This window comes from Pseudomonas fluorescens (assembly GCF_000802965.1).
GTDB lineage: Bacteria > Pseudomonadota > Gammaproteobacteria > Pseudomonadales > Pseudomonadaceae > Aquipseudomonas > Aquipseudomonas fluorescens_A.
This window is the reverse complement of sequence record NZ_JSAK01000031.1, coordinates 143,715-168,529: the sequence shown is the minus strand read 5'-3', so window position 1 is coordinate 168,529 and position 24,815 is coordinate 143,715. Positions and strand designations below refer to the sequence as shown.

Below are 24,815 nucleotides of genomic sequence, written 5' to 3'. Positions count from 1 at the left end.
AATACACCGCTAACTTTTGACCCAGACTGTCGCGTAACAGCAGTGCAACGAGAACCGATATGAACACCCATTTTCAAAGATGTGATGCCACCGTGCCCCGGATCCAGCGTGAAGAAGACACTCGCTGCGTCGCCGATCAGCAACCGTGGGTGGCAGCATGATCGAGGTTACCGAGGTTTCCATTGCCCAGCTGCGTGCTGCGCTCGAATCCGGTCAGACCACTGCGGTTGAACTGGTCCAGGCTTATCTCGCCCGGATCGATGCCTACGACGGCGCCGATACGCGCACCGCGCTTAATGCAGTGGTGGTGCGCAACCCCGATGCGCTCAACGAAGCTCAAGCGTCCGACGCCCGTCGGGCCAAAGGTGAAACCCTAGGCCCGCTCGATGGCATTCCCTACACGGCCAAGGACAGCTATCTGGTGAAGGGGCTTACCGCCGCTTCGGGTAGCCCGGCCTTCAAGGACCTGGTTGCCTATCGCGATGCTTTCACCATCGAACGGCTGCGCGCCGCGGGTGCCATCTGCCTGGGCAAGACCAACATGCCGCCCATGGCGAATGGGGGCATGCAGCGCGGTGTCTATGGCCGTGCCGAAAGCCCTTACAACGCCGGATATCTCACCGCCCCTTTCGCCTCGGGTTCGTCGAATGGCGCCGGGACTGCCACGGCCGCCAGTTTCGCGGCATTCGGGCTTGCCGAAGAAACCTGGTCCAGCGGTCGCGGCCCGGCCTCGAACAATGGTTTATGTGCCTATACGCCTTCGCGCGGCGTGATTTCGGTGCGCGGCAACTGGCCGCTGACGCCGACCATGGACGTGGTGGTGCCGTTCGCCAGAACCATGGCAGACCTGCTTGAAGTGCTCGACGTGGTGGTTGCGGAAGATCCTGACACCCGTGGTGATCTGTGGCGCCTGCAACCCTGGGTGCCGATTCCGAGTGTCGCCTCGGTGCGTCCTGCTTCTTATCTGGAGCTTGTGGCGAAGGCCGATTCACTCGCGGGCAAGCGTTTCGGCGTTCCGCGTATGTACATCAACGCCGACGCCGAAGCCGGGACCAGCGATGAGCCGGGAATCGGTGGCCCGACCGGGCAGAAAATCATCACCCGTGATTCGGTGATCGGACTTTGGCAAGCAGCACGCAAGGCCCTCGAAGGCTCCGGCGCCGAAGTGATCGAGGTGGATTTCCCGCTGGTGTCCAATTGCGAAGGTGATCGCCCTGGTGCGCCGACCGTATTCAATCGCGGGATCGTGTCGAAAGAGTTCCTGCACCACGAGTTGTGGGACCTGACAGCCTGGGCGTTCGATGATTTCCTTCAGGCCAATGGCGATCCGAAGTTGAATCGTCTGGTGGATGTCGACGGCCCGCTGATTTTCCCCCACGACCCCGGAACGCTGCCCAACCGTGAAGGCGACCTCGCCGCGGGCATGGACGAATACGTGAAGATGGCCGAGCGCGGCATTACCCCTTGGGACCAGATCACCACGGTGCCTGACGGGCTGCGGGGCCTTGAAAAGACCCGGAAAATCGACCTTGAAGAGTGGATGGATCGGCTAGGGCTCGATGCCGTGCTGTTCCCGACAGTCGCCGACGTTGCGCCGGCCAATGCCGATGTCGACCCGAAGTCTGCGGACATCGCCTGGAGCAATGGCGTCTGGGTCGCCAACGGCAACCTCGCCATCCGGCATTTGGGGGTTCCGACGGTCACCGTGCCGATGGGGATCATGCCGGACATCGGCATGCCTGTTGGCCTGACGTTCGCCGGTCGTGCCTATGATGATTCGGCCTTGCTGCGTTTTGCCGCGGCGTTTGAATCCACCGGGAGCAAGCGAATGATCCCGCCGCGCACGCCGTCGCTCATAGCGGGCAAATAGTAGAAATGGCGGGACTGGGGCACAACTCGCGCCAGTCCCGCCATGCGATAAGAGACTTGATGATCAGAATGGAATGGCAGCCGTACTCACAAATCTAATAAAAACAAGGAAACCCAACCTTGAAAATAACAACGGTGTGCGCGATGGGCAGCTTGCTGGTATCGGCAGTGGCGACTGCCAGCGGGGTCATTCCGGTTCTCGAACTCGACTTCACCAGGTCAGCGATTGAAACCCTGAAAAAACGGGGTATCGAAGATGCTTGTATGGTCGCCGCTCCAAGCCCTGACAGGTTCACCTACTGCCGGGAAGGATCGACAACGCTTTGGCAGTATCAGGCATTCGATATGGCACAGCAGGCGAAACTTCAGAACGGCGAAAAACTGCCTGCCACGGAATTCGGGCGAATCACCATCGCGCAACTCGACAGTGTCGCCTGTGAAGATGAACACTCCCCGCCTTTGATCAAACCGGCTATCACTCGCGGGTTGGTCCTCGGCCTGATCGCCCTGCTGTTGTTGATTGCCCTGCGATACACCTACCGGGCAATCATGCACGCCTACGAAGACCGAACTGAGCTTCCCGATCCGCGCTTACAGCGATTCGACGAAACACTGTCAGCGCGCAATTCAACGGCAAAGGCATTGTTTACATTTGGCATTGCGGCGGCTGTGGCCTTCGTTTACTTCGGCTACCTGATGCATTGAACGAGTTCAAAGGCTGGACGGTTTCAAGCCGTGATTACAGCAGTGAAAGCGTGTAGTTGATGATGAAGCGGCTTTGATCAACATCCCGCCCCGCATCGGTGTTTGACTGGCCGTTGCGCAGGGAGAACGCCACATTCTTGAACGTACCCGACTGAATCACGTAGTCCAGGACCATATCGCGCTCCCACTCCGACTGGTCACCGGCGTTGTGGACCTTGATGTCCGTCCCCTTCAGATAAACGATTGAAGCTTTCAAACCCGGCACGCCCAATGGCGCAAAGTCGTAGGCGTACTGACCAAAACTGGTTTGTTCCCCCGCACGGGCAAAGTTCTGGATCATGCGATCCGTAGGCAGATAGACGCTACCGCCGCCCGCCCCTTTGTCCGGCAGGTTGCCCTGGTTGGGCTGGACGAAGTTGCTGCCATCACTGACGCGCTGATGCCCCAGCGTCACCGCGTGCCCGCCATTGGCATAGGTGATCATCGCAGCCCAGGTGCTGTTGTCGATTTCGCCGTTGTTGTCCTCGGTGTAACCCGAAACGCGATAACCCTGGGCCCGGCCTGCGGCGGTACTGTTGGCGCCGCTCGACGTGGTGCGGAAGTAGCGCAGGTCAGTCGTGATCGTACTGCCACCGTCGATTGGCAGAATGTGGGTCAGACCGAGGAAGTTCTGGTTGTAGAAATCCTCAAGCTGCGCAAAGTAATACTGCGCCTTCATGGCCTTGGTGACCTCGTAGTCACCCCCGGCGAAGTAAAACTTGTTGCTGTCCTGAGTGCCGCCGGCGACTGACAGGCCGGTACGGTCCGTCGAAGCGCGCCCCACCGCGTGCTCGAGCAATCCACTGGTCAGGGTCAGACCTTCGATGTCTTTCGAAGTGATCTGGGTGCCGGTAAATGACTGCGGCAACACGCGGGCATCGTTCGAGATCAGGATCGGCAACTTTGGCAGCAGCGTGCCGTAGCGCAGCTCGGTTTTTGCCAGGCGCATCTTCGCGGTCGGGCCGAAGCTGCTCCACGATTCAGCCGCACCGTCACCGTCCGAAGGAATCATGCCGCTACCGACATGCCGGCCGCCACCGCTGTCCAAGGTCACGCCAAGCAACGCTTGGGCATCAAGCCCGAAACCGACGGTCCCTTGGGTAAATCCCGATTCGTAGCGCAGCACGAAACCCTGTGCCGTCTCCTCGGTTTTTGACGGGTCCGCGCTGCCGTCGCGGTTATCGCTGTTGAAATACAAGGTCCGCATCGAGAGCGTGGCTTTACTGTCTTCCAGAAAACCGTGCGCACCGGTGTCTGCCGCTTGTGCGCAGGTCGAGCCGGTGGCGATAAGGAATAAGGTGGGGATTGCGCGTTTGAACATACGGGGCTCCTGGAAGGTTTCTTATTGTTTTGGATGTTTCGCCGCCATTGCGCAGGCCATCGGCGCCCAACGCAGGCGCTCAACGGATCGTGTCCAGAGGGTCACATCGAAAATTTGTGAAACTCTTAAAACATTTCGAGGGGCGATTATCAAACGAGGTGAAAGTAGTTTTCGTAGAGGGATAAGGTTTGTCGTGCAGAGGTATGGGCGGTTGCCCTATTTGAAAATCGCGTAGGTGGTTTTTCATCACGCTGGCGCTGTTCGTCGCCAGTCGGGCGCCATCATGGGCGCGATTTCGAGTGATGACCGATACTGCATCGGTTGCCCTGTTAGCAGGAGTTTGAAGATGCCACTGACTCTCTATTACCACCCGCTTTCGTCGTTCTGCCACAAGGTGCTTGTCGCGCTCTACGAACACGGGATTGAATTTGAAAGGCGAATCATCGACCTCTCCAACGAGGCGGACAGAACGGAACTCCAGGCGTTATGGCCATTGTGCAAATTCCCGGTCATCCGCGACCACGCCCGCGATCGCAACGTGCCGGAGTCGAGTGTCATCATTGAGTATCTGGATCGATTTGCTGGCCAGCACCTTTTGGTTCCCACCGATGGGGATAGCGCGCTGGAGGTGCGTTTGTGGGATCGATTCTTCGATCTGCACGTCCAGGTGCCGATGCAACAGATCGTTGCCGATCGCCTGTATGCCACCCACGGTGACCTGACGAAAGAACGCACGGCGCTGACGACCGCGTACGGCATGTTGGACCGCCAATTGGCGGGCCGAACCTGGGTAGCCAGCGAGGACTTCAGCATGGCCGATTGCGCCGCTGCCCCGGCCTTGTTTTATGCCAGCACATTGGTGCCGTTTCCCGAGTCGTGCGGAGGCTTGAGCAGCTATTTCGAGCGGCTGACGAACCGTCCCTCCTTCCAGCGGGTCCTCGACGAAGCCCGACCCTACTTTGCCCTTTACCCGTTCGCCGAGGCGATCCCACAGCGATTCCGCTAACCGCCGATGGTCTGTTGGCCCGTGCCTTGCTTTGGCTGTTTATAAGCAATGGCGCAATCGGCAGCGGAGGCGGTCATGGCGGGACAAGCGATGGTGGCAGTGTTCATCACTGCGTTTGTGGCAGTCGCGATCATCATGGCGGCGGTATCCGCAGCGGCAGCGGTAGCCTTGCTCATGGCATCAACGTTCGCGGTGATCGGTGTCGTAGAGAAGGTCGTACCGGAGATCGAGCTGCTGGCCGCGCTGGCGCTCGCGCCTAGCCAGGCCATGATCATGGCGGCCATGCAATTGGGCAGTCTGGCGACGATCACGGAGCTTATGCAGAACGTCAACCTGGCCATGATTACGGCAACCTTATAGCCGGAAAATCATGAAGCTATGGATGGCTTTAAAAGTGTTTTCTCAGCTCAAACGCCCAACCAAAATTCGAATATCCCATCAATTGACTCCCCCAAATTGCCAACCAAATAAAGGGCAATTCCCCAAAGTCGGGGGTGCTTTTGCGTTGGGCGACTATGCTACCGGGGAGCTGCGACCGATTGCGGTGGAGGCAATCCGGGCCTATGGTCCCAACCACGATTTACCGCAAATGGCGCGATGACCCGCCGCTGGTTTCTGTCTTTCCAGTGGATTTCCACAGGAGGTGATGACATGCCAAACGACTCCCGCCCTGCCGTACTCGAACTGATTGGCAACACGCCACTGGTGCGTGTCAGCCGCTTCGATACCGGCCCGTGCACACTGTTTCTCAAGCTTGAATCGCAAAACCCCGGCGGCTCGATCAAGGACCGCATCGGACTGGCGATGATTGACGCCGCCGAGCGCGATGGTCGCCTCAAACCCGGTGGCACCATCGTCGAAGCGACTGCCGGCAATACCGGTCTTGGCCTGGCGCTGGTCGGCCGCGCCAAGGGGTACCGGGTGGTGCTGGTGGTGCCGGACAAGATGTCCACCGAGAAGGTCTTGCACCTGAAGGCCATGGGCGCCGAAGTGCACATCACCCGCTCCGATGTCGGCAAGGGCCATCACGACTACTACCAGGATGTGGCGGCGCGGCTGGCAGAGGAAATTCCCGACGCCTTCTTCGCCGATCAATTCAACAACCCGGCCAACCCGCTGGCCCACGAGTGCAGCACCGCGCCGGAGATTTGGGCGCAGACCCAGCATGATTTGGATGCCATCGTCGTGGGCGTCGGCTCCGCGGGTACGCTGACCGGGTTGACCCGTTTCTTTAAACGGGTGCAGCCCAACCTGACGATGGTGCTGGCCGACCCGGTGGGTTCGGTGATGGCCGAGTACAGCCGCAGCGGCACCCTCGGCACGCCCGGTTCCTGGGCGGTGGAAGGCATTGGCGAGGACTTCATTCCATCGATTGCCGACCTCTCCAGCGTGGGCCACGCCTATTCGATCAGCGACGAAGAAAGCTTCGATCATGCCCGCCAATTACTGCGCGCCGAAGGCATTCTCGGCGGCTCTTCGACCGGTACCCTTTTGGCCGCGGCGCTGCGCTATTGCCGCGAGCAGACCGAGCCAAAACGTGTGGTCAGCTTCGTCTGCGACACCGGCACCCGTTACCTGTCGAAGGTCTACAACGACCAATGGATGAATGATCAGGGCCTGCTGCAAATCAAGCGCTACGGCGATCTTCGCGACCTGATCGCGCGACGCTTCGAAGATGGCCGGGTGATCAGCGCAGGCCCGGACGACACCTTGCTCACCGCGTTCCAGCGCATGCGCCTGGCGGATGTATCGCAATTGCCGGTGCTGGTGGACGGCAAGCGCCTGATCGGCGTCATCGACGAGTCCGATATTTTGCTGCGCGTACATCAGGACGCTTCGCATTTTCGGCAGACGGTGGCCAGTGCGATGACCGACAAACTGCAAACCCTGCCACCTGACGCCAGCCTGGCCGAACTGCAAGCCGAGCTTGATCGCGGGCTGGTGGCGATCATCGCTGACGCCTCGGGCTTCCACGGCCTGATTACCCGGGTCGACATGCTCAATCACCTACGGAGATCCCTTGCATGAGTCAGCACGACAAAAACGCCGAGCCGCGCGGTTTCGCCACTCGCGTGATCCACGCCGGCCAGACGCCGGACCCCACCACCGGGGCGCTGATGCCGCCGATCTATGCCAACTCCACGTATTTGCAGCAGAGCCCCGGCGTGCACAAAGGTTTTGACTACGGGCGCTCGCACAACCCGACGCGGTTTGCGCTGGAGCGTTGCGTGGCGGACCTCGAGGGCGGGACCCAAGGCTTTGCCTTTGCCTCCGGGCTGGCGACGATTTCCACCGTACTGGAATTACTCGATGCGGGTTCGCACATCGTCTCGGGCAATGATCTATACGGCGGCACGTTCCGTCTCTTCGACAAAGTGCGTCAACGCAGCGCCGGGCATCGCTTCAGCTTTGTCGACCTGACCGACCTGGCGGCCTTCGAAGCAGCACTGCAGGACGACACGCGCATGGTGATGGTGGAGACACCGAGCAACCCCTTGCTGAGCCTCACGGACCTCGCCGCCATCGCCCGCATCTGCCGTTCACGCGGCATCATCTGCGTGGCCGACAACACCTTCGCCAGCCCCTATATTCAGCGCCCGCTGGAGCTAGGCTTCGACATCGTGCTGCACTCGACGACCAAATACCTGAACGGCCACTCCGACGTGATCGGCGGCATCGCCGTGGTCGGACAAAATGCGCAACTGGCCGAACGCTTGGGCTTTCTGCAAAACGCTGTGGGCGCCATCGCCGGGCCATTCGACGCCTTTCTCACCCTGCGCGGGGTGAAGACCCTGGCGCTGCGCATGGAGCGACACTGCAGCAACGCGCTGGACCTGGCGCAATGGCTGGAGCGTCAGCCGCAAGTGGCGCATGTCTATTATCCGGGCCTGCCTTCGCACCCGCAGCACGAACTGGCGCGGCAGCAAATGCGCGGATTCGGCGGGATGATTTCCGTCGATCTGAACACCGATCTGGCGGGTTCCCGGCGTTTCCTCGAAAACGTGAAAATCTTCGCCCTGGCCGAAAGCCTCGGCGGCGTGGAAAGCCTGATCGAACATCCCGCAATCATGACCCACGCCACCATCCCCGTAGAAACCCGCGCACAACTGGGCATCGGCGATGCGCTGGTGCGATTGTCGGTGGGGGTTGAGGACGTCGAAGACCTGCGGGCGGATCTGGCCCAGGCGCTGGCGCGGATTTAGGCATGGAGAGAAAAGTGGCCCGGTATGAGGGGCCACTTTTGCTTTAACGGGTTTGGTTATGAAACCGCGGGATCAACGATCCTGAGCCACGGCCATCGCGCCTGATAACTTTTCGCCTTCTGTTCGAACAAGTCTGGCTTGGGATTCTTCGAGTTGATGCGCAAGACCCCCAGCTCTGTGTCAGCCAGTCCATTGGGGGCATAGATTTCGCCGGTGACGACATCCAGCCCGATGCACGTACCCGCAATCAGGTAGCGATCAATCCCGTCCCTGGCCGACTGTAGCTGAGGATAGACACCGCCGAACCGCTGGCCGTACCACAGGTGTACGCGTGCCTGGTTCTTGATCTCGACGTTCACATCGAGGTCCTTGAACAAACGCTGGGCTGTCTGGATGACATCATTCTCAGCCTCCCGGGACAGATCTTCATCGAAGTAAAAAACGTCGTAATCCTTCACGCCCCACGCGGGTGGCAGGTTCGACTGATGATTCCACACGGCCTGGAACAGGCACCCGGCGGTGAGCAAACATTGATTCAAACCCAGTGATGGCAAGCGTTTGGCGATCTCCGCGTTTACCGGGTTGTTCATTGCGATGCTGACCAGGTCTTCGACGGTCAATGTCATGTTCGTCCCTTTGTAATCGATCTGATCCAAAGGACTGACAATACCTCAGGTCGGCGAAATGGTCGCAAGCACCCCGATCAAAATAGTCAGCACCAGAAAGCCACCCAGAAAAATCGCCATCTTGCCCATAAGGCCTCCTACAGTTTGAAGGTGCGGTGCAAGCGCTGTTGCGACTGCGGACCGTGCCGGTATTGTGAGGCTCAGGCTGTGTGCATTACAGATGCAGAAAGCGCTGGAAAATACGGATCAGATCAAATCCCCCCGGGGATAAGTCACGCAAATCCATGCAGAACCGTAGGAGCCGGCTTGCTGGCGATGGATTCAAGTGCGCCGAGTGAATCCAGACCGCACGCGTTATCGTTAACGACCATCGCCAGCAAGCCGGCTCCTACAGGTGTGGCGTTATCTGTGATTGCCGAGATAAACGGACCAAAAAAAGCCCGCTGACCGTTACCGGTTCAGCGGGCATTTTTTATCGCGGATCAGCTAGTCCTGATGCCCCAGCCGTACAGGTGGGGCAGCCAGATTAAAGAGCCATATCAGCCGCAGGGCTCTCTTTCACTGCCTTCGGCTTCTCGGCCGGAGCAGCAGCCGGAGCCACCATCTCGCCAATCACCGGCGGCGGAGTCAGTTCCAGCACCTTGGCGGTGTAGGCCCATTCTTCAGCGACTTTCGCCGGATCGTTGTTCAACTGAGTGCCATAGCTAGGAACGATCTGGTGCAGCTTTTCCTGCCACGCAGGGGTCGCGACCTTGTCCTTGAACACTTTCTGCAGCACGGTCAGCATGATCGGTGCAGCGGTCGACGCGCCTGGCGATGCGCCCAGCAGACCGGCGATGCTGCCGTCTTGCGAAGCGACGATTTCGGTGCCCAGTTTCAGCACGCCACCGGCAGCTTCATCACGCTTGATGATCTGCACACGCTGGCCTGCTTGCCACAGACGCCAGTCTTCCGCTTTGGCGTTCGGGAAGTACTCTTTCAGCGCGTTGAGGCGGTCTTCGTCAGACAGCATCAGTTGGCCGGCAAGGTACTCGACCAGTGGATATTCCTTGATGCCAACCTTGGTCATCGGCCACACGTTGTGCGTGGTGGTGGTGGTCAGCAGGTCCAGGTACGAACCTTCTTTCAGGAACTTGGTGCTGAAAGTCGCGAATGGGCCAAACAGGATCACGCGCTTGCCGTCCAGCACGCGAGTGTCCAGGTGCGGAACCGACATCGGCGGTGCGCCCACCGAAGCTTTACCGTAGGCCTTGGCCAGGTGTTGCTCGGCGATGGTCGGGTTTTCGGTCACGAGGAACGAGCCGCCTACCGGGAAGCCTGCGTATTCCTTGGCTTCAGGAATGCCGGACTTCTGCAGCAGGTGCAGGGCACCGCCGCCGGCGCCGATGAACACAAACTTGGCGTCGGTTTCGGATTTGCTGCCGTCTTTCAGGTTTTTGTAGCTGACACGCCAGCTGCCGTCTGCGTTCTTGGTGATGTCCTGCACTTCGCTGGACAGCTTCAAGTCGAATTTCGGCGTGGTTTGCAGGTGCGCAACGAACTGGCGAGTGATCTCGCCGAAGTTCACGTCGGTGCCGATCGGCGACCAGGTGGCCGCGATTTTCTGGTTCGGGTCACGCCCTTCCATCATCAGCGGTACCCACTTCTTGATCACAGCCGGGTCTTCGGAGTACTGCATGCCGGCGAACAGCGGGCTCGCTTGCAGGGCTTCGTAGCGCTTTTTCAGGAACTTGATGTTGTCATCGCCCCACACAAAGCTCATGTGCGGCGTGGAGTTGATGAACGAACGCGGGTTCTTCAGCACGCCTTGCTGAACCTGCCAGGCCCAGAACTGACGGGAGATCTGGAAAGCTTCGTTGATTTCAACGGCTTTCGGGATCGACACGTTGCCCTTGTCGTCTTCCGGGGTGTAGTTCAACTCGGCCAGGGCAGAGTGACCGGTACCGGCGTTGTTCCAGCCGTTGGAGCTTTCCAGGGCGACGCCGTCGAGGCGCTCGATCATTTCCATCGAGGTGCCGGGTTCCAGCTCATTGAGCCAGACGCCGAGGGTCGCGCTCATGATGCCGCCGCCGATCAACAGCACGTCGACTTTCTTGGCTTCTTCGGCCTGGGCTGTCGTCATCCCCAACGACAAGGCCAGCCCCAGCAGGGCCGTGTTCACTTTCTTAAACATCTGTAGCACCTAAGATAAAACGCCATCCGCCCTTCCATCTTCACTCACGAGCCCCTTGTTCACGGCATTCAGGCAGGCTGCCGTGGGTTCTCGCACATGACATCTGGAGGGTGGGCACGCAAGGCCGACTGACTGCGTCGACCCCAGTTATATGTCCCTACTGAACTGACTTTTTATCTTTTTTGGCTTCAGCTACTGGAGCGACAGTGATTCTGTTCACCCGTCTCAAGGACAGGAAAACTGAATAGGTCAAACCAAGTTGGGCGAAGAATATCACGTCAAGGCAAACCCGCGCGTCTGTTCACGACTGGCTGGTCCGGATGCGCGTCGGTCACCCGATCCGCAATTCACGCTCGAACCTGTAGGAGCCGGCTTGCTGGCGATGGTGTTTTCAATGGCGATGCAACGTTAAAGTCCGCATTCGCCAGCAATCCGGCTCGTACAGGTTCTCGCGGACGCGCGACTATACTCAGAGGTCTTCAATTGAGTCTGTGAGGAGTAGTCATGAGCGATAAAGACGATCTGCGCAAATATTCCTCCCAAGTGATCGACGGCGTCGAGGCCGCGCCCGCCCGCGCCATGCTGCGTGCCGTGGGCTTTACCGACGAAGACTTCAAGAAACCGCAGATCGGCATCGCCTCCACCTGGGCGATGGTCACGCCTTGCAACATGCACATCGACAAACTCGCGATTGAAGCTGAAAAAGGTGCCAATGCTGCCGGTGCCAAAGGGGTGATTTTCAACACCATCACCATTTCCGACGGCATCGCCAATGGCACCGAAGGCATGAAGTATTCGCTGGTGTCCCGCGAAGTGATCGCTGATTCCATTGAAGTGGTGGTCGGGTGCGAAGGCTTTGACGGGTTGGTGACCGTGGGCGGTTGTGACAAGAACATGCCGGGGTGTCTGATCGGCATGGCGCGGCTCAATCGTCCTTCTATCTTCGTCTATGGCGGCACCATTCGCCCCGGCGCCGGCCACACCGACATCATTTCCGTGTTCGAGGCCGTCGGCCAGCATGCACGCGGGGACATCAGCGAAATCCAGGTCAAGCAGATCGAGGAAGTGGCGATTCCCGGCCCCGGCTCCTGTGGCGGCATGTACACCGCCAACACCATGGCTTCGGCCATCGAGGCGTTGGGCATGAGCCTGCCCGGTTCGAGTTCCCAGGACGCTGTCGGCGGGGACAAGGCTTCGGACAGTTTCCGCGCCGGGCAGCAGGTCATGGAGCTGCTCAAGCTCGACCTCAAACCGCGCGACATCATGACTCGCAAGGCTTTCGAAAACGCCATCCGCGTAGTGATCGCCCTCGCCGGCTCGACCAACGCGGTGCTGCATTTGTTGGCGATGGCCAATGCGGTGGACGTTGATCTGACCCTCGATGATTTCGTCGAGTTGGGCAAGATCTCTCCAGTGGTGGCCGACCTGCGCCCCAGCGGCAAATACATGATGAGCGAACTGGTGGCTATCGGCGGCATCCAGCCCTTGATGAAGCGGATGCTCGCGGCCGGCATGCTGCATGGCGAAGTGCTGACTGTCACCGGCAAGACCCTGGCGGAAAACCTCGAAAACGTACCCGATTACCCTGCGGGTCAAGACGTGATCCTGCCCTTCGACCGGCCGATCAAAAAGGACTCGCACCTGGTGATCCTGCGCGGCAACCTCTCCCCCACCGGTGCCGTGGCGAAGATCACCGGCAAGGAGGGCCTGCGCTTCGAAGGTACGGCGCGGGTCTATCACGGTGAAGAAGGCGCATTGGCCGGCATCCTCAACGGCGAGGTCAAACCCGGCGAGGTGATCGTGATTCGCTATGAAGGCCCCAAGGGCGGGCCGGGCATGCGCGAGATGCTTTCACCGACCTCGGCGGTGATGGGCAAGGGACTGGGCAAGGATGTGGCGCTGATCACCGATGGGCGTTTTTCCGGTGGCTCCCACGGTTTCGTGGTCGGGCACATTACGCCGGAGGCCTTTGAGGGTGGGCCGATTGCGTTGATCGAGAATGGCGACAAAATCACCATCGACGCCGAAACCCGGCAGATTACCCTGGACGTTTCCGATGCCGAACTGGCCGAGCGCAAAACGCGTTGGGTGAGGCCGGAATCGAAGTACAAGCGCGGGGTGTTGGCCAAGTATGCGAAGACGGTGTCCAGTGCTTCGGAGGGGGCTGTGACCGACAAGTACCTTTAATCACACGACCTGTAGGATCACTCCCACTGATTGTTGTTTTTTCGACACGCGGTAGGTAGCGCCGCTTTCTCTGGCGTATGACGCAGGGAAACCATTAGCAGGCTGACGAATGCGCCGGCGACGGCGAGTGCCATGTCCTTTTGCGAATCCCAAGGGTCATTTTGCGCGCCGACGAAGGCTTTTGCCGTGTCATCACCGAGGTAGGCCCCGCCGACCCACTCCACCAGTTCGTAGATGGCCGAGGTCGACAGAACGATGTTCAACGCCATGAAAAACAGCCAGCGCCCCCGCAACGGTGTCAGCCGCAGCAGCACTTCCCGGATCGGATAGGCCATCAACAAGCCGTAACTCAAGTGGACCAACCGGTCGTAGTGGTTGCGGTGCAGGCCAAAGCTTTTGTCGAAACTGACACCGGTCAGCGTCGAACACCAACGATCGTATGGCACCAGGGAATAGGTGTAATGAGCGCCCAACTCATGAATACACAAGAACACAAACACCAGCGTGATGGATGGCGCAGACAGGCGAAATCGACGAGAAACGGCCACCAATGTCCCGACCAGTAACAGCGCCAACAGGTTTTCCAGCGCCCAATCCACTCGGCTGCGTGGCGAATAGCCCAAGACAATGACGATGAGCATGAAGAGAATCAGCAGCGTCAATTCGTATCGCGGATGTTCCTTGGGCTGCATGAGTCGAGTTCCTCGAAACGGGGCGCCTTGAATTAAACACGTACGGACTATTACCTTCGAGATAAAGCCGTCGCGCAAGTTCGCTTTTTTCCTTGGTCACATGCTAGGTTGTACGATGACCGATAAGTCATTTCGTCTTCATCGATCCGTTCACCCACAACAACAAGGAAACATCATGAAAAAAGCAAAAGTGCTGATTGGTTTTCTGTGCCTGTTCAGCGGCTACGTTATCGCTACCCCTGCTTCCACTGACAAGGACGTAGCGCAAGCCGTCGACCACTTGACCCAGGCGATGTTGCACAAGGACATTTCTGAACTGAACGCATTGACCGCCGACAACCTCACCTACGGGCATTCCAGCGGCAAGATCCAGGACAAGAAAGACTTCATCGCCGATATCGAGACCGGCAAAAGCGCATTCAAGACCCTCGAAATGCAGAACCAGACCATCACCGTTTCCGGTGATGTCGCGCTGGTCCGCCACCATTTCTCGGCCCAGGCGCTCAAGGGCGCCGAAGTGGTCCCGACAGAAATCGAGAACTTTCAGATCTGGCAAAAACAAGATGGAAAATGGCTGTTGGTAGGACGCCAGGCGTTTAAATTCTGATGTTTAGATAAGCTTTGAAAAAAGGGGACGAAATCGGCGTCTACCCGCCGACCCGTCCCCTTTTGTGTTGCGCTGATACACCCGCTGGTTTCAGTGGCCGCGAATGTAATGTTCAAACTGCCGAATCAGGTCCGCCTGCTCGACAATGGCCTCCTTGACCAGATCGCCGATCGATAGCAGACCGATCAGCTCGCCATTTTCCACCACGGGCAAGTGACGCAAATGGCTGTCTGTCATGACGGCCATGCAATGCTCGATGCTCTGTTGGCTGTCGGCCGTGACCACCGGCGAGCTCATGATCGCCCGGACCGGCGTGCCGACGGACGAACGACCGAGCAGAACCACCTTGCGCGCATAGTCGCGCTCGCTGATCACCCCGACGACTTCACCTTTTTCGATCACCGGCAGAGCGCCGACGTTCTTTTCGGCCATTTTCTTCACGGCGTCCAGCACCATGGCGTCCGGGCCGATGCTGTGCACCTGCTGGTTTTCCACGACCTTGAGCTTGAGCAACTGTGCGGCTGTCTTCATGTCCGTCTCCTGATCTGAATGGCGCTCAGGCCACTCCGACTTCCACCAGCCCTTCGTTCAGCCGCACTGGCCAGACGCGCAAACGCTGTTGCGGGTATTCCAGACAACTGCCGTCTTCAAGACGAAAATGCTGTTTGTAGATCGGCGACGCGACGACCAGATCACCCTTGATACTGCCAACCAGGCCGCGACCGATGACATTGGCCCCGGATTGCGGGTCGTGGTTGTCGATGGCGTAAAGGGTTTTCCCCGCCATGCCCGGCAGGTAGAACAGAGCCACTTGGGCACCGTCCAGCCAGACCACCACACCGGAGTCGTTCACCAGATCCTGCTCACTGCACACCGATTGCCAATTGGCAGACGCAGCGGTTTCAACGCGTTGGGTATTGGACTGAGTCATCAGACACTCTCCTCGGTAACAGGGATCAGGTTGAGTTCTGCCGCCATGATCGGCCGGCGTTGCCCGCGCTCCTGGACGAAGTGGATGTCCGGGTCCGGGCGTTTATCGTTGACGAAGGTGCGGAAGCGCTTGAGTTTTTCCGGGTCCTTGAGGGCGTTGGCCCACTCGCATTCGTAGCGATTGACCACCAGTTGCATCTGCGATTCGAGTTCGGCGCCGAGGCCCAGGCTGTCGTGGATAATCACGTCCTTGAGGTAATCAAGGCCGCCTTCGAGGCTTTCGCGCCAGACTGAAGTGCGCTGCAATTTGTCGGCGGTGCGGATGTAGAACATCAGGAATCGGTCGATGTAGCGGATCAGCGTCGCATCATCAAGGTCAGTAGCGAACAGTTCGGCGTGGCGCGGACGCATGCCGCCGTTGCCGGCGATGTACAGGTTCCAGCCCTTCTCGGTGGCGATCACGCCGACGTCCTTGCTTTGCGCCTCGGCGCATTCACGGGTGCAACCGGACACCGCGAACTTGAGCTTGTGCGGAGAACGCAGGCCTTTGTAGCGGTCCTCGATGGTCAGGGCCATTTGCACGCTGTCCTGCACGCCGTAACGGCACCAGGTGCTGCCGACGCAAGACTTCACTGTGCGGGTCGACTTGCCGTAGGCGTGCCCGGTTTCAAAGCCCGCCTCTATCAGCTCACTCCAAATGTCCGGCAATTCATGTAATTGCGCGCCGAACAGGTCGATTCGCTGGCCGCCTGTGATTTTGGTGTAGAGATCGTATTTCTTCGCTACCACGCCGATGGCGATCAACTTGTCAGCAGTAATTTCGCCGCCGGGAATCCGTGGCACGACCGAGTAGGTGCCGTTTTTCTGCATGTTGGCCATGAAGGTGTCGTTGGTGTCCTGCAACGGCACCAGCGACGGGTCCATGATCGGCTGATTCCAGCACGAAGCGAGGATCGAGCCCACCGCCGGTTTGCACACATCGCAACCGGTGTGTCCTTTGCCATGTTTGGCCAGCAGTTCTTCGAAGGTGATCACCCCTTCCACCCGCACCAGCGCATACAGCTCCTGACGGGTGTAAGCGAAGTGTTCGCACAGGCTCTTGTCGACACTGACGCCACGGGCAATCAGTTCATGCTCGAAAACTTGCTTGAGTAATCCAGCGCAACCGCCGCAACCGGTGCAAGCCTTGGTCTGCGACTTGAGCAGGCCGAGGTCGGTGCAACCACCGTCGATGGCCGAGCAGATCGCGCCCTTGGTCACGTTGTGGCAGGAGCAGATCGTCGCCGCTTCCGGCAAGGCGCCCGGGCCGAGGGTCGGCGCGCCTTCCGAGGACGGCAGGATCAGTGCGGCAGGTTCAGACGGCAAGGCAATCGCGTTCTGCATGTATTGCAGCAGCGTGTCGTAATAGCTGTTGTCGCCGATCAGCACGGCGCCAAGCACCTGCTTGCCGCTGGCATCGACCACCAGACGGCGATAGCTGGCGGTGGTTTCGTCGATTAATTGATAGCTACGCGCACCCGGCGTGTTGGCGTGGGCATCGCCGATGGAACCTACGTCAACGCCCAGCAGTTTGAGCTTGGTCGACATGTCGGCGCCCTGGAACGGCTCGGCGGCGTCATCGCACAGACGTGCCGCGACGCTGCGGGCCATCTGATAGCCCGGCGCGACCAGGCCGAACAGGCTGCCATTCCACGAGGCGCACTCGCCGATGGCGTAGATGTTCGGGTCGCAGCTCAGGCAGGTGTCGTCGATCACCACACCACCGCGCGGGCCGATTTCCAGCGCGCATTGGCGAGCCAGCGCATCTTGTGCACGGATCCCGGCGGAGAAGACGATCAGGTCGGTTTCAAGGAATTCGTCGCCGGCAAAATTCATCCGGTAGCGGTATTCCTCACCGGCGCTGATCGATTGTGTGGCACGGGACAGATGCACGCCAACGCCCAGACGTTCGATTTGTGCCTTGAGTGCGAGGCCACCCAAATCATCCAGTTGCACCGGCATCAGGCGCGGGGCGAACTCCACGACGTGGGCTTCAAGGCCCAGGCTCTTCAGGGCGTTGGCGGCTTCGAGTCCGAGCAGTCCACCGCCGACCACCACACCGCGCCGGGCATTAGCCGCCGCTGCACGAATCGCGTCGAGGTCTTCCAGCGTGCGGTACACCAGACGCGAATCGCCTTCGGCGCCTTCAATCGGCGGCACAAATGGATAGGAGCCGGTGGCCAGGACCAATTTGTCGTAAGCAACGCAACCCTGCGCGGTGATCACCTGACGCCGTTCGCGATCGATTTCCAGCACTGGCACACCCAGGTGAAGCGTCACGCCGGGGGTCTGGTATAACGACGCATCGCTCAGCGCCAACGACTCGGCGTCACGGCCGGAAAAGTATTCGGACAGATGCACGCGATCGTAGGCACGCATTGGCTCTTCACTGAAGACGTGCAGTCGATAGCTATCCAGCGCACCGCGCTCGATCAACTGCTCGACACAATGATGTCCGACCATGCCATTGCCGATCACGATCAGCGTTTGCTGCTTGTTCAAAGTGGCCACATTGGAATTCATAAACGACACCTGCCCAAAGCCCATCACGGTGAAAAAAAGCAAAAAAAAACGCCTGAAACCTTGCGGTTCCAGGCGTCTTTGCCTGTTCTTTTGCGGTGTTGAAACCAGACGGCTATGCCTGATCCACCGATGTAGCCCACGACCTGTGCGGCCAGTCGATCGTCGTTGACCGAGAGGGCTGCCCTTCTTTTTCAGAGGGGCTTGATGGGTCTATTGCAGTGTTTGTGCCAGTTTGTCGCAAGGTGCTTTTTAAGGCCGGCGAGAGTGCGTATCGAGTGCGGTTTACAGGCGTTTCTGACGAGGTGGGCGATGTTTGCGGCTGTTGATTCAAACCAGGCAAACCGCTTCGCGCTGGTGCACATTGGCAGGCGTGGCGCTTAAAAAGTGCATGTGGTGGTGCGCGGCGCGGATTCTGTGGCGAGGGAGCTTGCTCCCGCTGGACTGCGCAGCAGGACCCTTCTTTTGGGTTAAGAGGGGGTCGCTTCGCGACCCGGCGGGAGCAAGCTCCCTCGCCACAGGTTTATCGGTGTTCAGGGTTCAGCAACACCGCGTATTACATTTCCCTCGACCAAACCGCGCCTCCTGCCGCTCCCGAAAAAACGCCTCATAGCTCATGACGGGCTCGCCCGGATGATTGATCGCCCTCTGCGCAACGTAGTTGTCGTAATCGGGAACGCCCACCATCAACCGTGCGCTCTGGCTGAAGAAACGGGCGACATGCTGGAGTTTACGGAACATGGCGATGCTCTCTATGGGTATTGGACGCCACCATCAAAGCGCACTGATGTATCTGCAATGTGTCCGCGCAAGAACCGTTTGTATGTTTGTGTATTCGGGTGGCCGCGACCATTGGGCGCACGACCGGCGGGCGAATCGATTAAGCGCCAATGGGCAACAGTTTGTTAACATCCACGCGCTTTTTTTCGTCTGATCCGTCAGGCACTGTGTTTTTTCAGTGGCTACACAGGAAGCTTTTTTCCATGAGTACGTTGTATTCCCGTCGCACGGTCCTGCAAGGCATGAGCCTGCTGAGCCTTGGCCTGCTCGCCGGCTGCGATGACAGCAGCAAGCTGTCGTTCAAATACGGCAAGGACCTGAGCGACAAGATCATGGGGCGCTCCTTCAAGCTCAAGGACGCCGAGGGCGAAACCCGCATGCTCGGTAGCTATCAGGGCCTGATGCCGATGATTTTCTTCGGTTTCACCCAATGCCCGGCGGTCTGTCCGACGACCCTGGCCCGCGCCGCCCAGGCCAAGAAGCTGATGGGCCGCGACGGTGAACGCCTGCAAGTGATCTTCATCACCCTGGACCCCGAACGCGATACTCCGCAAATGCTCGACAAATACGTCAAAGCCTTCGATCCGAGTTTCGAAGCGCTGTCCGGCACGCTGGAAGAAACCGCCGCCACCGCCAAGGAGTTCGGCGTGTTCTATGAAAAGGTCCCAAGCGGCGATACCTACACCCTCTCCCATACCGCGACCAGCTACGTCTTCGATTCCAGGGGCAACTTGCGCCTGGGGCTGTCCGCGTCCCTTACGGCTCAAGAGTGCGCAGAAGACCTGCTCACCGTCATGGAGGTCTGCTGATGACTTCGTTCTGCGCCAAGCGTATCAAACAGTTGGCCCTGGGCCTTTCCCTGATCGGCATGGCCTGGCAGGTGTCCGCGCAAACCCAGGTGAGCGACGCCTGGGTGCGTGCGACCGTGGCGGGTCAGCCCTCGACGGGCGCTTTCATGACCTTGCAGGCGGACACCGACAGCAAATTGCTGAGCGTACTGTCGCCTGTCGCCAAGACTGTGCAAATTCATCAAATGAGCATGAAAGACGATGTGATGCGCATGGGTCAGGTCGAATCCGTCGCGCTGCCGGCCGGCAAACCGGTGAGCTTTGATCCCCACGGCTACCACATTATGCTGATGGACCTGACGGCTCAGGTGCAGGAAGGCAGTAAAGTGCCTCTCACCCTGATCGTCGAAAACGCCAAGGGCGAGAAAGAAACGATCAAGGTCGACGCCGAAGCCCGTGCACTCGGTACGATGGATCACGGCAACATGGATCACAGCAAGATGCATTGATGGCCCGGCGGCCTCGGTTCACGAGGCCGTTCACTGATGGGAGGTGCGTAATGACGACGAACACCGAAACCGCGATTCTGGCTGGCGGCTGCTTCTGGGGCATGCAGGATCTGATCAGGCGCAAGCCCGGCGTGATTTCCACGCGGGTCGGCTACTCAGGCGGTGATGTGCCCAACGCGACTTACCGCAACCATGGCAGTCACGCCGAAGCGATTGAAATCGTCTTCGATCCGCAAGTGATCAGCTATCGGGAAATTCTCGAGTTTTTCTTTCAGATTCACGACCCGACCACGCCAAATCGCCAGGGCAATGATTTGGGAGAGAGTTACCGTTCGGCGCTTTTTTACCTCAGTGAAGAGCAGAAACGCGTCGCCGATGACACCGTGGCCGACGTTGAAGCTTCCGGTCTCTGGCCCGGCAAGGTCGTCACGGAAATCGAACCTGCTGGTCCGTTCTGGGAAGCAGAGCCTGAGCATCAGGACTATCTCGAAAAATTCCCCAACGGGTATACCTGCCACTTCATCCGGCCAGACTGGAAGCTGCCGAAACGCAGCTGAAAAAGCACCCTTGTAGGAGCTGCCGCAGGCTGCGATCTTTTGATTTTGTCCCCTTGGAAAAGCAAAATCAAAAGATCGCAGCCTTCGGCAGCTCCTACATGTCACTTGCGCTTCGCTGTATTGAGCGCCACGCCAAGCTGCTACTCAGCCTTTGAGTCGGTGGATTCCTTCTTCACGATGGCTGTCGTCCACTTCAGGGGCTGTTGTTCACACGTCGACCGGATCGTAGTCGTTCACGTTGGATACCTGCGCATGCATGCGCCCCAACAACTCGATCAGCGTGTCCACTTCCGAGTCGGAGAGCCCACTGAGCAGCCGCCGCTCGCGTTCCAGTGCAACCTTGAGCACCCGTTCATGTAGCGCTTTTCCGCTGTCAGTCAGGCTGACGGTGTAGCGCCGTGCATCCTTTGGATCGACCTGGCTGCAAATATGCCCCGCCACCTCCAGCGATTGTAGCGAACGGCTGACCGCGCTCTTGTCGAGCCCGATCGTCTGGCAGATACGATTGGCGGTGATGTGACTTTCGACGGCGAGCATCGAGAGCATTCGCCACTCGACGACACCGATGCCGAAATGTTTGCGATAGCACTGCGATGCCCCTGCCGAGAGTTTGTTGGACAGGAAATTCAGCAGCGCCGGGACATAGCGAGTGAGGTTCAGTTGTGATTCTGCAGACATTGAGCGAACACCTTGGATCGGCGAGAACTGAATATTGGTTGACACCGCAACTAAATAATCGGAGGATTTCTCTACCGAACGTTACGGGCGATGACCTGCATGATAGGCCGTCGCCCTGACTCATAAAAACAATTATCAGGTGTTGGTCATGAACCCTTTCAATTCGCTCGCCCTCCACGCACAAGCGCCCGGCTGACCCCTCCCCAGCCAAAGCCCTAACCAATGTTTTTTTCAGCAGCCACTTCAGTGTGGAGGGACAAGTCATGCTTCAAGTCAACGTCACCCGCAAAGCAGACGAAGCCGAAGGCATCTGCAGTTTCGAATTATGTGCCGTGGATGGCAGCACGCTGCCGGTCTTCGAGGCCGGTGCCCACATCGACATTCACATTGCCGACGGCCTCACCCGGCAGTATTCCTTGTGCAACGATCCCAGGGAACGCCATCGCTACCTGATCAGCGTACTCAACGACCCGAACTCCCGTGGCGGCTCCAGAGCGATGCACGAACAGATACGGTCAGGGCAAACACTCACTATCAGCAATCCGCGCAATCTCTTTCCGCTTGATCGCTCAGCCAGCCGACACCTGCTGTTTGGCGGTGGCATCGGTATCACGCCCATGTTGGCGATGGCCTGGGAGCTATCACACCAAGGGGCCGACTTCGAGTTGCATTACTGCTTTCGATCCAGCGAACGTGCGGCGTTCGTGGCGATGCTTACGCAAACACCGTTCGCTGATCGCATCAAGCTGCACGACGATAGCGGTCACCAAATCCAGAAGCTGGATGCGCCCGCCCTGCTCGCCACACCCGACGCTGGCACGCATCTTTATGTGTGCGGACCGGCAGGGTTCATGAACTACATCCTCGATGCTGCGCAGAGCGCGGGCTGGTCACAGGACCGCGTTCATAAAGAGTTCTTCGCGGCTGAGCCTGTCGATCAAAGCGCCAATGCGCCCTTCGAAGTCGAGTTGGCACGCAGTGGCCAGGTTTTTCAGATTCCCGCCGAACGCACGGTGTTCGAAGTGCTGGACGAGGCCGGCATAGAGATCGAGTCGTCCTGCGAGCAAGGCGTCTGCGGCACCTGTGTAACCCGTGTACTGAGCGGCATCCCCGAGCACCGGGACCAGTTTCTGACAGTGGCCGAACAAGCCGCAAACGACCGCTTCACCCCCTGCTGCTCTCGCGCCAAATCCTCACGCCTGGTTCTTGATCTCTGAATCGAACAACAACATAAAACCTGGAGAACACCCATGAACATCCAAACACTTGCCGAAGAAATTCCAGCGCCTGCCTTGCCTGATTTTCCCCTGAACCAGTGGTACGTCGCTGCGCTGGGTTGGGAGTTGAAGGACAAACCCGTGGGCCGGACACTACTGGGCAAACCTGTCGTGCTGTTTCGCAAAACCAGCGGCGAGGTTGCCGCGCTGGAAGACCGCTGCTGCCATCGAGCATTGCCACTGTCGAACGGCACGCTCGAAGCAACGGGCATTCGCTGCGGATACCATGGCCTGCTGTTCGACGAAAACGGCAAATGCGTCGAAATCCCTGGCCAGGACAAGATCCCGAGCAAAGCGAAAGTACCCGCCTATCACGTGCGTGAGCAGGATCAAATCGTCTGGATCTGGTTTGGCAGCGCGGCTCAATCCGAGCCGACCTGCGAGCCGCCGACCTACCCTGTCCACAGCAGCGGCAAGTACCTGTTCGACGGCAGCGTGTACCACTACAACGCGCCTTATCAGCTGATTCACGACAACCTCATGGACTTGAGCCATCTGGGCTATGTCCACCTGCGCACCATCGGCGGCAACGCCAGCATCCACATGAATGCCCGGATGACTGTGGAAAGTGAAGACAACGTGGTACGGGTGGTGCGCCACATGCCGGACTCCGTTCCACCTCCCACCTACACCGCCGCCTACCCCTTCAAAGGCACCGTTGACCGTTGGCAGGAGATCGAATTTCACGTCAGTCATCTGCGTATCTGGACCGGCGCAGTGAATGCCGGCACGGATGACCTCAATGATCCTGATCGCGGTGGATTCCATATGCGCGGCTTCCACGGGGTCACGCCAGAGACCGAAAACACCAGTCACTACTTCTGGACCATTGCCACCAACCCCGAAAGCGATCCTGAAGTCATCAAAGCCAAGGTCGTTGAGCAAACGATATTGACCTTCGATGAAGACAAGGAAGTGATCGAAGCCCAGTACCAGAACATGTGCCGGTTCGGCGCGCGCCCGATGATCGACATACACGTTGATGTCGGTGCCAATCGCGCCCGCCGCATCATCGAGCAACTGCGCCAATCCAGCGTTTGAATGCAGCTGCACTTGCTACCGCTACATAACAAAAACCTCCTTAAGGAAAAAAACATGTCTGGCAATCGTGGTGTGGTGTATCTCGGCGCTGGCAAGGTCGAAGTACAGAAAATCGACTATCCGAAAATGCAGGACCCGCGCGGTCGCAAGATCGAGCACGGGGTCATTCTCAAAGTGGTTTCCACCAACATTTGCGGCTCCGACCAGCACATGGTGCGCGGTCGTACCACCGCGCAAACCGGCCTGGTGCTGGGTCACGAGATCACCGGTGAAGTGATCGAGAAGGGCAGCGACGTCGAGAACCTGAAAATCGGCGATCTGGTTTCCGTTCCGTTCAACGTGGCTTGCGGGCGCTGCCGTTCCTGCAAGGAGCAACACACCGGCGTCTGCCTGACCGTCAACCCGGCCCGCGCCGGTGGCGCCTACGGTTACGTCGACATGGGCGACTGGACCGGTGGCCAGGCCGAATACGTGCTGGTGCCGTACGCTGACTTCAACCTGCTGAAACTGCCAGACCGCGACAAGGCCATGGAAAAAATCCGCGACCTGACCTGCCTCTCCGACATCCTGCCAACCGGCTACCACGGCGCCGTCACTGCCGGCGTCGGCCCGGGCAGCACCGTTTACATCGCTGGCGCCGGTCCGGTCGGCCTGGCCGCTGCGGCATCGGCCCGTCTGTTGGGCGCTGCCGTAGTGATCATCGGCGACGTCAACACCATCCGCCTGGCCCACGCCAAGGCCCAGGGTTTTGAAATCGTCGACCTATCGAAAGACGCCCCGCTGCACGAACAGATCGCCGCGTTGCTGGGCGAGCCTGAAGTGGATTGCGCAGTGGATTGCGTTGGCTTCGAAGCCCGCGGCCACGGCCATGACGGCGTGAAACACGAAGCCCCGGCCACGGTGCTCAACTCGCTGATGGGCGTGGTGCGCGTGGCGGGCAAAATCGGCATTCCGGGCCTCTACGTCACCGAAGACCCGGGCGCTGTCGACGCCGCCGCGAAAATGGGCAGCCTGAGCATCCGCTTCGGCCTCGGCTGGGCCAAATCCCACAGCTTCCACACCGGCCAGACCCCGGTGATGAAGTACAACCGCGCGTTGATGCAGGCGATCATGTGGGACCGCATCAACATTGCCGAAGTAGTGGGTGTGCAGGTCATCAGTCTGGATCAGGCGCCGGAAGGTTACGGCGAGTTCGATGCGGGCGTGCCTAAAAAATTCGTCATTGATCCACACAAAACATTCAGCGCGACCTGAACCCTGAATTTCCC

23 protein-coding genes are annotated in these 24,815 nt (G+C 59.1%); 14 read left to right on the top strand and 9 right to left on the bottom strand.

All coding sequences use genetic code 11. The features are described from left to right. Positions 1 to 157 precede the first annotated feature (157 nt). Together NL64_RS24075 and NL64_RS24070 are read left to right on the top strand one after the other, a co-directional pair. Positions 158 to 1,870, top strand: a complete 1,713-nt coding sequence (locus tag NL64_RS24075) for an amidase (RefSeq protein ID WP_034150628.1) — start codon at positions 158 to 160, stop codon at positions 1,868 to 1,870. 143 nt (positions 1,871 to 2,013) lie between these two features. Then, positions 2,014 to 2,574 carry a hypothetical protein gene (locus NL64_RS24070; RefSeq protein ID WP_253277107.1) on the top strand — a complete coding sequence of 187 codons (561 nt, stop codon included), beginning with the start codon at positions 2,014 to 2,016 and terminating at the stop codon, positions 2,572 to 2,574. Positions 2,575 to 2,608: 34 nt separating this feature from the next. On the opposite strand, the gene NL64_RS24065 is transcribed toward NL64_RS24070, so the two are convergent. After that, on the bottom strand, positions 2,609 to 3,934 hold the full coding sequence (locus NL64_RS24065; RefSeq protein WP_034150562.1) for an OprD family porin: 1,326 nt from the start codon (positions 3,932 to 3,934) through the stop codon (positions 2,609 to 2,611). Positions 3,935 to 4,280: 346 nt separating this feature from the next. Here NL64_RS24065 and NL64_RS24060 point away from each other — a divergent pair, with 346 nt between their 5' ends. From NL64_RS24060 to NL64_RS24045, 4 genes are all read left to right on the top strand, one after another. Continuing rightward, on the top strand, positions 4,281 to 4,940 hold the full coding sequence (locus tag NL64_RS24060) for a glutathione S-transferase family protein (RefSeq protein WP_034150561.1): 660 nt from the start codon (positions 4,281 to 4,283) through the stop codon (positions 4,938 to 4,940). 75 nt (positions 4,941 to 5,015) lie between these two features. Further along, positions 5,016 to 5,300 carry a hypothetical protein gene (locus tag NL64_RS24055; RefSeq protein ID WP_034150560.1) on the top strand — a complete coding sequence of 95 codons (285 nt, stop codon included), beginning with the start codon at positions 5,016 to 5,018 and terminating at the stop codon, positions 5,298 to 5,300. 291 nt (positions 5,301 to 5,591) lie between these two features. After that, entirely contained in the window at positions 5,592 to 6,968 is a 1,377-nt protein-coding gene (locus NL64_RS24050) for a pyridoxal-phosphate dependent enzyme (RefSeq protein ID WP_034150559.1), read from the top strand. Continuing rightward, on the top strand, positions 6,965 to 8,143 hold the full coding sequence (locus NL64_RS24045; RefSeq protein ID WP_034150558.1) for a cystathionine gamma-synthase: 1,179 nt from the start codon (positions 6,965 to 6,967) through the stop codon (positions 8,141 to 8,143). Before NL64_RS24050 ends, NL64_RS24045 begins: the two co-directional genes overlap by 4 nt. Before the next feature lie 56 nt (positions 8,144 to 8,199). Here the strand turns inward: NL64_RS24045 and NL64_RS24040 are convergent, their stop codons facing one another. Both NL64_RS24040 and mqo read right to left on the bottom strand, forming a co-directional pair. Continuing rightward, positions 8,200 to 8,769: a nucleotidyltransferase family protein gene (locus tag NL64_RS24040; RefSeq protein WP_034150627.1), complete on the bottom strand. Its 570-nt coding sequence runs from the start codon at positions 8,767 to 8,769 to the stop codon at positions 8,200 to 8,202. 526 nt (positions 8,770 to 9,295) lie between these two features. Beyond that, positions 9,296 to 10,942: a malate dehydrogenase (quinone) gene (mqo, locus tag NL64_RS24035; RefSeq protein WP_034150557.1), complete on the bottom strand. Its 1,647-nt coding sequence runs from the start codon at positions 10,940 to 10,942 to the stop codon at positions 9,296 to 9,298. Positions 10,943 to 11,446: 504 nt separating this feature from the next. Between mqo and ilvD the strand changes: the two genes are divergently transcribed. After that, positions 11,447 to 13,129, top strand: a complete 1,683-nt coding sequence (gene ilvD / locus NL64_RS24030) for a dihydroxy-acid dehydratase (RefSeq protein WP_034150556.1) — start codon at positions 11,447 to 11,449, stop codon at positions 13,127 to 13,129. 17 nt (positions 13,130 to 13,146) lie between these two features. Here the strand turns inward: ilvD and NL64_RS24025 are convergent, their stop codons facing one another. Beyond that, positions 13,147 to 13,821: a DUF2238 domain-containing protein gene (locus NL64_RS24025; RefSeq protein ID WP_034150555.1), complete on the bottom strand. Its 675-nt coding sequence runs from the start codon at positions 13,819 to 13,821 to the stop codon at positions 13,147 to 13,149. Positions 13,822 to 13,996: 175 nt separating this feature from the next. Between NL64_RS24025 and NL64_RS24020 the strand changes: the two genes are divergently transcribed. Continuing rightward, on the top strand, positions 13,997 to 14,428 hold the full coding sequence (locus NL64_RS24020) for a nuclear transport factor 2 family protein (RefSeq protein ID WP_034150554.1): 432 nt from the start codon (positions 13,997 to 13,999) through the stop codon (positions 14,426 to 14,428). 90 nt (positions 14,429 to 14,518) lie between these two features. Here the strand turns inward: NL64_RS24020 and NL64_RS24015 are convergent, their stop codons facing one another. The 4 genes from NL64_RS24015 to NL64_RS24000 form a co-directional block, all read right to left on the bottom strand. Beyond that, positions 14,519 to 14,959 (bottom strand): CBS domain-containing protein, encoded by a 441-nt coding sequence (locus tag NL64_RS24015; RefSeq protein WP_034150553.1) that lies wholly within the window; start codon positions 14,957 to 14,959, stop codon positions 14,519 to 14,521. A gap of 25 nt (positions 14,960 to 14,984) precedes the next feature. Further along, complete coding sequence (gene nirD / locus NL64_RS24010; protein WP_034150552.1) at positions 14,985 to 15,359, bottom strand: nitrite reductase small subunit NirD; 375 nt, start codon at positions 15,357 to 15,359, stop codon at positions 14,985 to 14,987. Continuing rightward, on the bottom strand, positions 15,359 to 17,920 hold the full coding sequence (gene nirB / locus NL64_RS24005; protein ID WP_034150551.1) for a nitrite reductase large subunit NirB: 2,562 nt from the start codon (positions 17,918 to 17,920) through the stop codon (positions 15,359 to 15,361). Before nirB ends, nirD begins: the two co-directional genes overlap by 1 nt. A 537-nt stretch (positions 17,921 to 18,457) precedes the next feature. Next, on the bottom strand, positions 18,458 to 18,658 hold the full coding sequence (locus NL64_RS24000) for a YbdD/YjiX family protein (RefSeq protein WP_034150550.1): 201 nt from the start codon (positions 18,656 to 18,658) through the stop codon (positions 18,458 to 18,460). Positions 18,659 to 18,900: 242 nt separating this feature from the next. Between NL64_RS24000 and NL64_RS23990 the strand changes: the two genes are divergently transcribed. From NL64_RS23990 to msrA, 3 genes are read left to right on the top strand one after another with little or no spacing between them, the layout of a single operon-like run. Continuing rightward, the gene (locus tag NL64_RS23990) at positions 18,901 to 19,506 is read left to right on the top strand and encodes an SCO family protein (protein ID WP_034150548.1); all 606 of its coding nucleotides are present in this window, start codon (positions 18,901 to 18,903) and stop codon (positions 19,504 to 19,506) included. Next, positions 19,506 to 19,994 carry a copper chaperone PCu(A)C gene (locus tag NL64_RS23985; protein WP_034150547.1) on the top strand — a complete coding sequence of 163 codons (489 nt, stop codon included), beginning with the start codon at positions 19,506 to 19,508 and terminating at the stop codon, positions 19,992 to 19,994. Before NL64_RS23990 ends, NL64_RS23985 begins: the two co-directional genes overlap by 1 nt. Before the next feature lie 50 nt (positions 19,995 to 20,044). Beyond that, a complete protein-coding gene (gene msrA / locus NL64_RS23980) occupies positions 20,045 to 20,551 on the top strand; it encodes a peptide-methionine (S)-S-oxide reductase MsrA (RefSeq protein WP_034150546.1) in 507 nt (168 codons plus the stop codon). A gap of 207 nt (positions 20,552 to 20,758) precedes the next feature. On the opposite strand, the gene NL64_RS23975 is transcribed toward msrA, so the two are convergent. Beyond that, positions 20,759 to 21,229: a MarR family winged helix-turn-helix transcriptional regulator gene (locus NL64_RS23975; RefSeq protein ID WP_034150545.1), complete on the bottom strand. Its 471-nt coding sequence runs from the start codon at positions 21,227 to 21,229 to the stop codon at positions 20,759 to 20,761. Between the two features lie 263 nt (positions 21,230 to 21,492). Between NL64_RS23975 and NL64_RS23970 the strand changes: the two genes are divergently transcribed. Genes NL64_RS23970 through fdhA form a run of 3 tightly spaced genes read left to right on the top strand, consistent with a single transcriptional unit; the run spans position 21,493 to position 24,801 of the window. Beyond that, positions 21,493 to 22,446, top strand: coding sequence for a PDR/VanB family oxidoreductase (locus NL64_RS23970; RefSeq protein ID WP_034150544.1), 954 nt, complete (start codon positions 21,493 to 21,495; stop codon positions 22,444 to 22,446). Between the two features lie 33 nt (positions 22,447 to 22,479). Beyond that, positions 22,480 to 23,547, top strand: coding sequence for an aromatic ring-hydroxylating dioxygenase subunit alpha (locus NL64_RS23965; RefSeq protein WP_034150543.1), 1,068 nt, complete (start codon positions 22,480 to 22,482; stop codon positions 23,545 to 23,547). Positions 23,548 to 23,601: 54 nt separating this feature from the next. Continuing rightward, entirely contained in the window at positions 23,602 to 24,801 is a 1,200-nt protein-coding gene (gene fdhA, locus NL64_RS23960) for a formaldehyde dehydrogenase, glutathione-independent (RefSeq protein ID WP_034150542.1), read from the top strand. Positions 24,802 to 24,815: the final 14 nt, after the last annotated feature.

What these genes read in the sequence shown, in the direction of transcription:
- NL64_RS24075 (WP_034150628.1), top strand. Translation starts at nt 158, where the DNA reads ATGATCGAGGTTACCGAGGTTTCCATTGCCCAGCTGCGTGCTGCGCTC.
- NL64_RS24070 (WP_253277107.1), top strand. Translation starts at nt 2,014, where the DNA reads ATGGGCAGCTTGCTGGTATCGGCAGTGGCGACTGCCAGCGGGGTCATT.
- NL64_RS24065 (WP_034150562.1), bottom strand. Translation starts at nt 3,934, where the DNA reads ATGTTCAAACGCGCAATCCCCACCTTATTCCTTATCGCCACCGGCTCG.
- NL64_RS24060 (WP_034150561.1), top strand. Translation starts at nt 4,281, where the DNA reads ATGCCACTGACTCTCTATTACCACCCGCTTTCGTCGTTCTGCCACAAG.
- NL64_RS24055 (WP_034150560.1), top strand. Translation starts at nt 5,016, where the DNA reads ATGGCGGGACAAGCGATGGTGGCAGTGTTCATCACTGCGTTTGTGGCA.
- NL64_RS24050 (WP_034150559.1), top strand. Translation starts at nt 5,592, where the DNA reads ATGCCAAACGACTCCCGCCCTGCCGTACTCGAACTGATTGGCAACACG.
- NL64_RS24045 (WP_034150558.1), top strand. Translation starts at nt 6,965, where the DNA reads ATGAGTCAGCACGACAAAAACGCCGAGCCGCGCGGTTTCGCCACTCGC.
- NL64_RS24040 (WP_034150627.1), bottom strand. Translation starts at nt 8,769, where the DNA reads ATGACATTGACCGTCGAAGACCTGGTCAGCATCGCAATGAACAACCCG.
- mqo (WP_034150557.1), bottom strand. Translation starts at nt 10,942, where the DNA reads ATGTTTAAGAAAGTGAACACGGCCCTGCTGGGGCTGGCCTTGTCGTTG.
- ilvD (WP_034150556.1), top strand. Translation starts at nt 11,447, where the DNA reads ATGAGCGATAAAGACGATCTGCGCAAATATTCCTCCCAAGTGATCGAC.
- NL64_RS24025 (WP_034150555.1), bottom strand. Translation starts at nt 13,821, where the DNA reads ATGCAGCCCAAGGAACATCCGCGATACGAATTGACGCTGCTGATTCTC.
- NL64_RS24020 (WP_034150554.1), top strand. Translation starts at nt 13,997, where the DNA reads ATGAAAAAAGCAAAAGTGCTGATTGGTTTTCTGTGCCTGTTCAGCGGC.
- NL64_RS24015 (WP_034150553.1), bottom strand. Translation starts at nt 14,959, where the DNA reads ATGAAGACAGCCGCACAGTTGCTCAAGCTCAAGGTCGTGGAAAACCAG.
- nirD (WP_034150552.1), bottom strand. Translation starts at nt 15,359, where the DNA reads ATGACTCAGTCCAATACCCAACGCGTTGAAACCGCTGCGTCTGCCAAT.
- nirB (WP_034150551.1), bottom strand. Translation starts at nt 17,920, where the DNA reads ATGAATTCCAATGTGGCCACTTTGAACAAGCAGCAAACGCTGATCGTG.
- NL64_RS24000 (WP_034150550.1), bottom strand. Translation starts at nt 18,658, where the DNA reads ATGTTCCGTAAACTCCAGCATGTCGCCCGTTTCTTCAGCCAGAGCGCA.
- NL64_RS23990 (WP_034150548.1), top strand. Translation starts at nt 18,901, where the DNA reads ATGAGTACGTTGTATTCCCGTCGCACGGTCCTGCAAGGCATGAGCCTG.
- NL64_RS23985 (WP_034150547.1), top strand. Translation starts at nt 19,506, where the DNA reads ATGACTTCGTTCTGCGCCAAGCGTATCAAACAGTTGGCCCTGGGCCTT.
- msrA (WP_034150546.1), top strand. Translation starts at nt 20,045, where the DNA reads ATGACGACGAACACCGAAACCGCGATTCTGGCTGGCGGCTGCTTCTGG.
- NL64_RS23975 (WP_034150545.1), bottom strand. Translation starts at nt 21,229, where the DNA reads ATGTCTGCAGAATCACAACTGAACCTCACTCGCTATGTCCCGGCGCTG.
- NL64_RS23970 (WP_034150544.1), top strand. Translation starts at nt 21,493, where the DNA reads ATGCTTCAAGTCAACGTCACCCGCAAAGCAGACGAAGCCGAAGGCATC.
- NL64_RS23965 (WP_034150543.1), top strand. Translation starts at nt 22,480, where the DNA reads ATGAACATCCAAACACTTGCCGAAGAAATTCCAGCGCCTGCCTTGCCT.
- fdhA (WP_034150542.1), top strand. Translation starts at nt 23,602, where the DNA reads ATGTCTGGCAATCGTGGTGTGGTGTATCTCGGCGCTGGCAAGGTCGAA.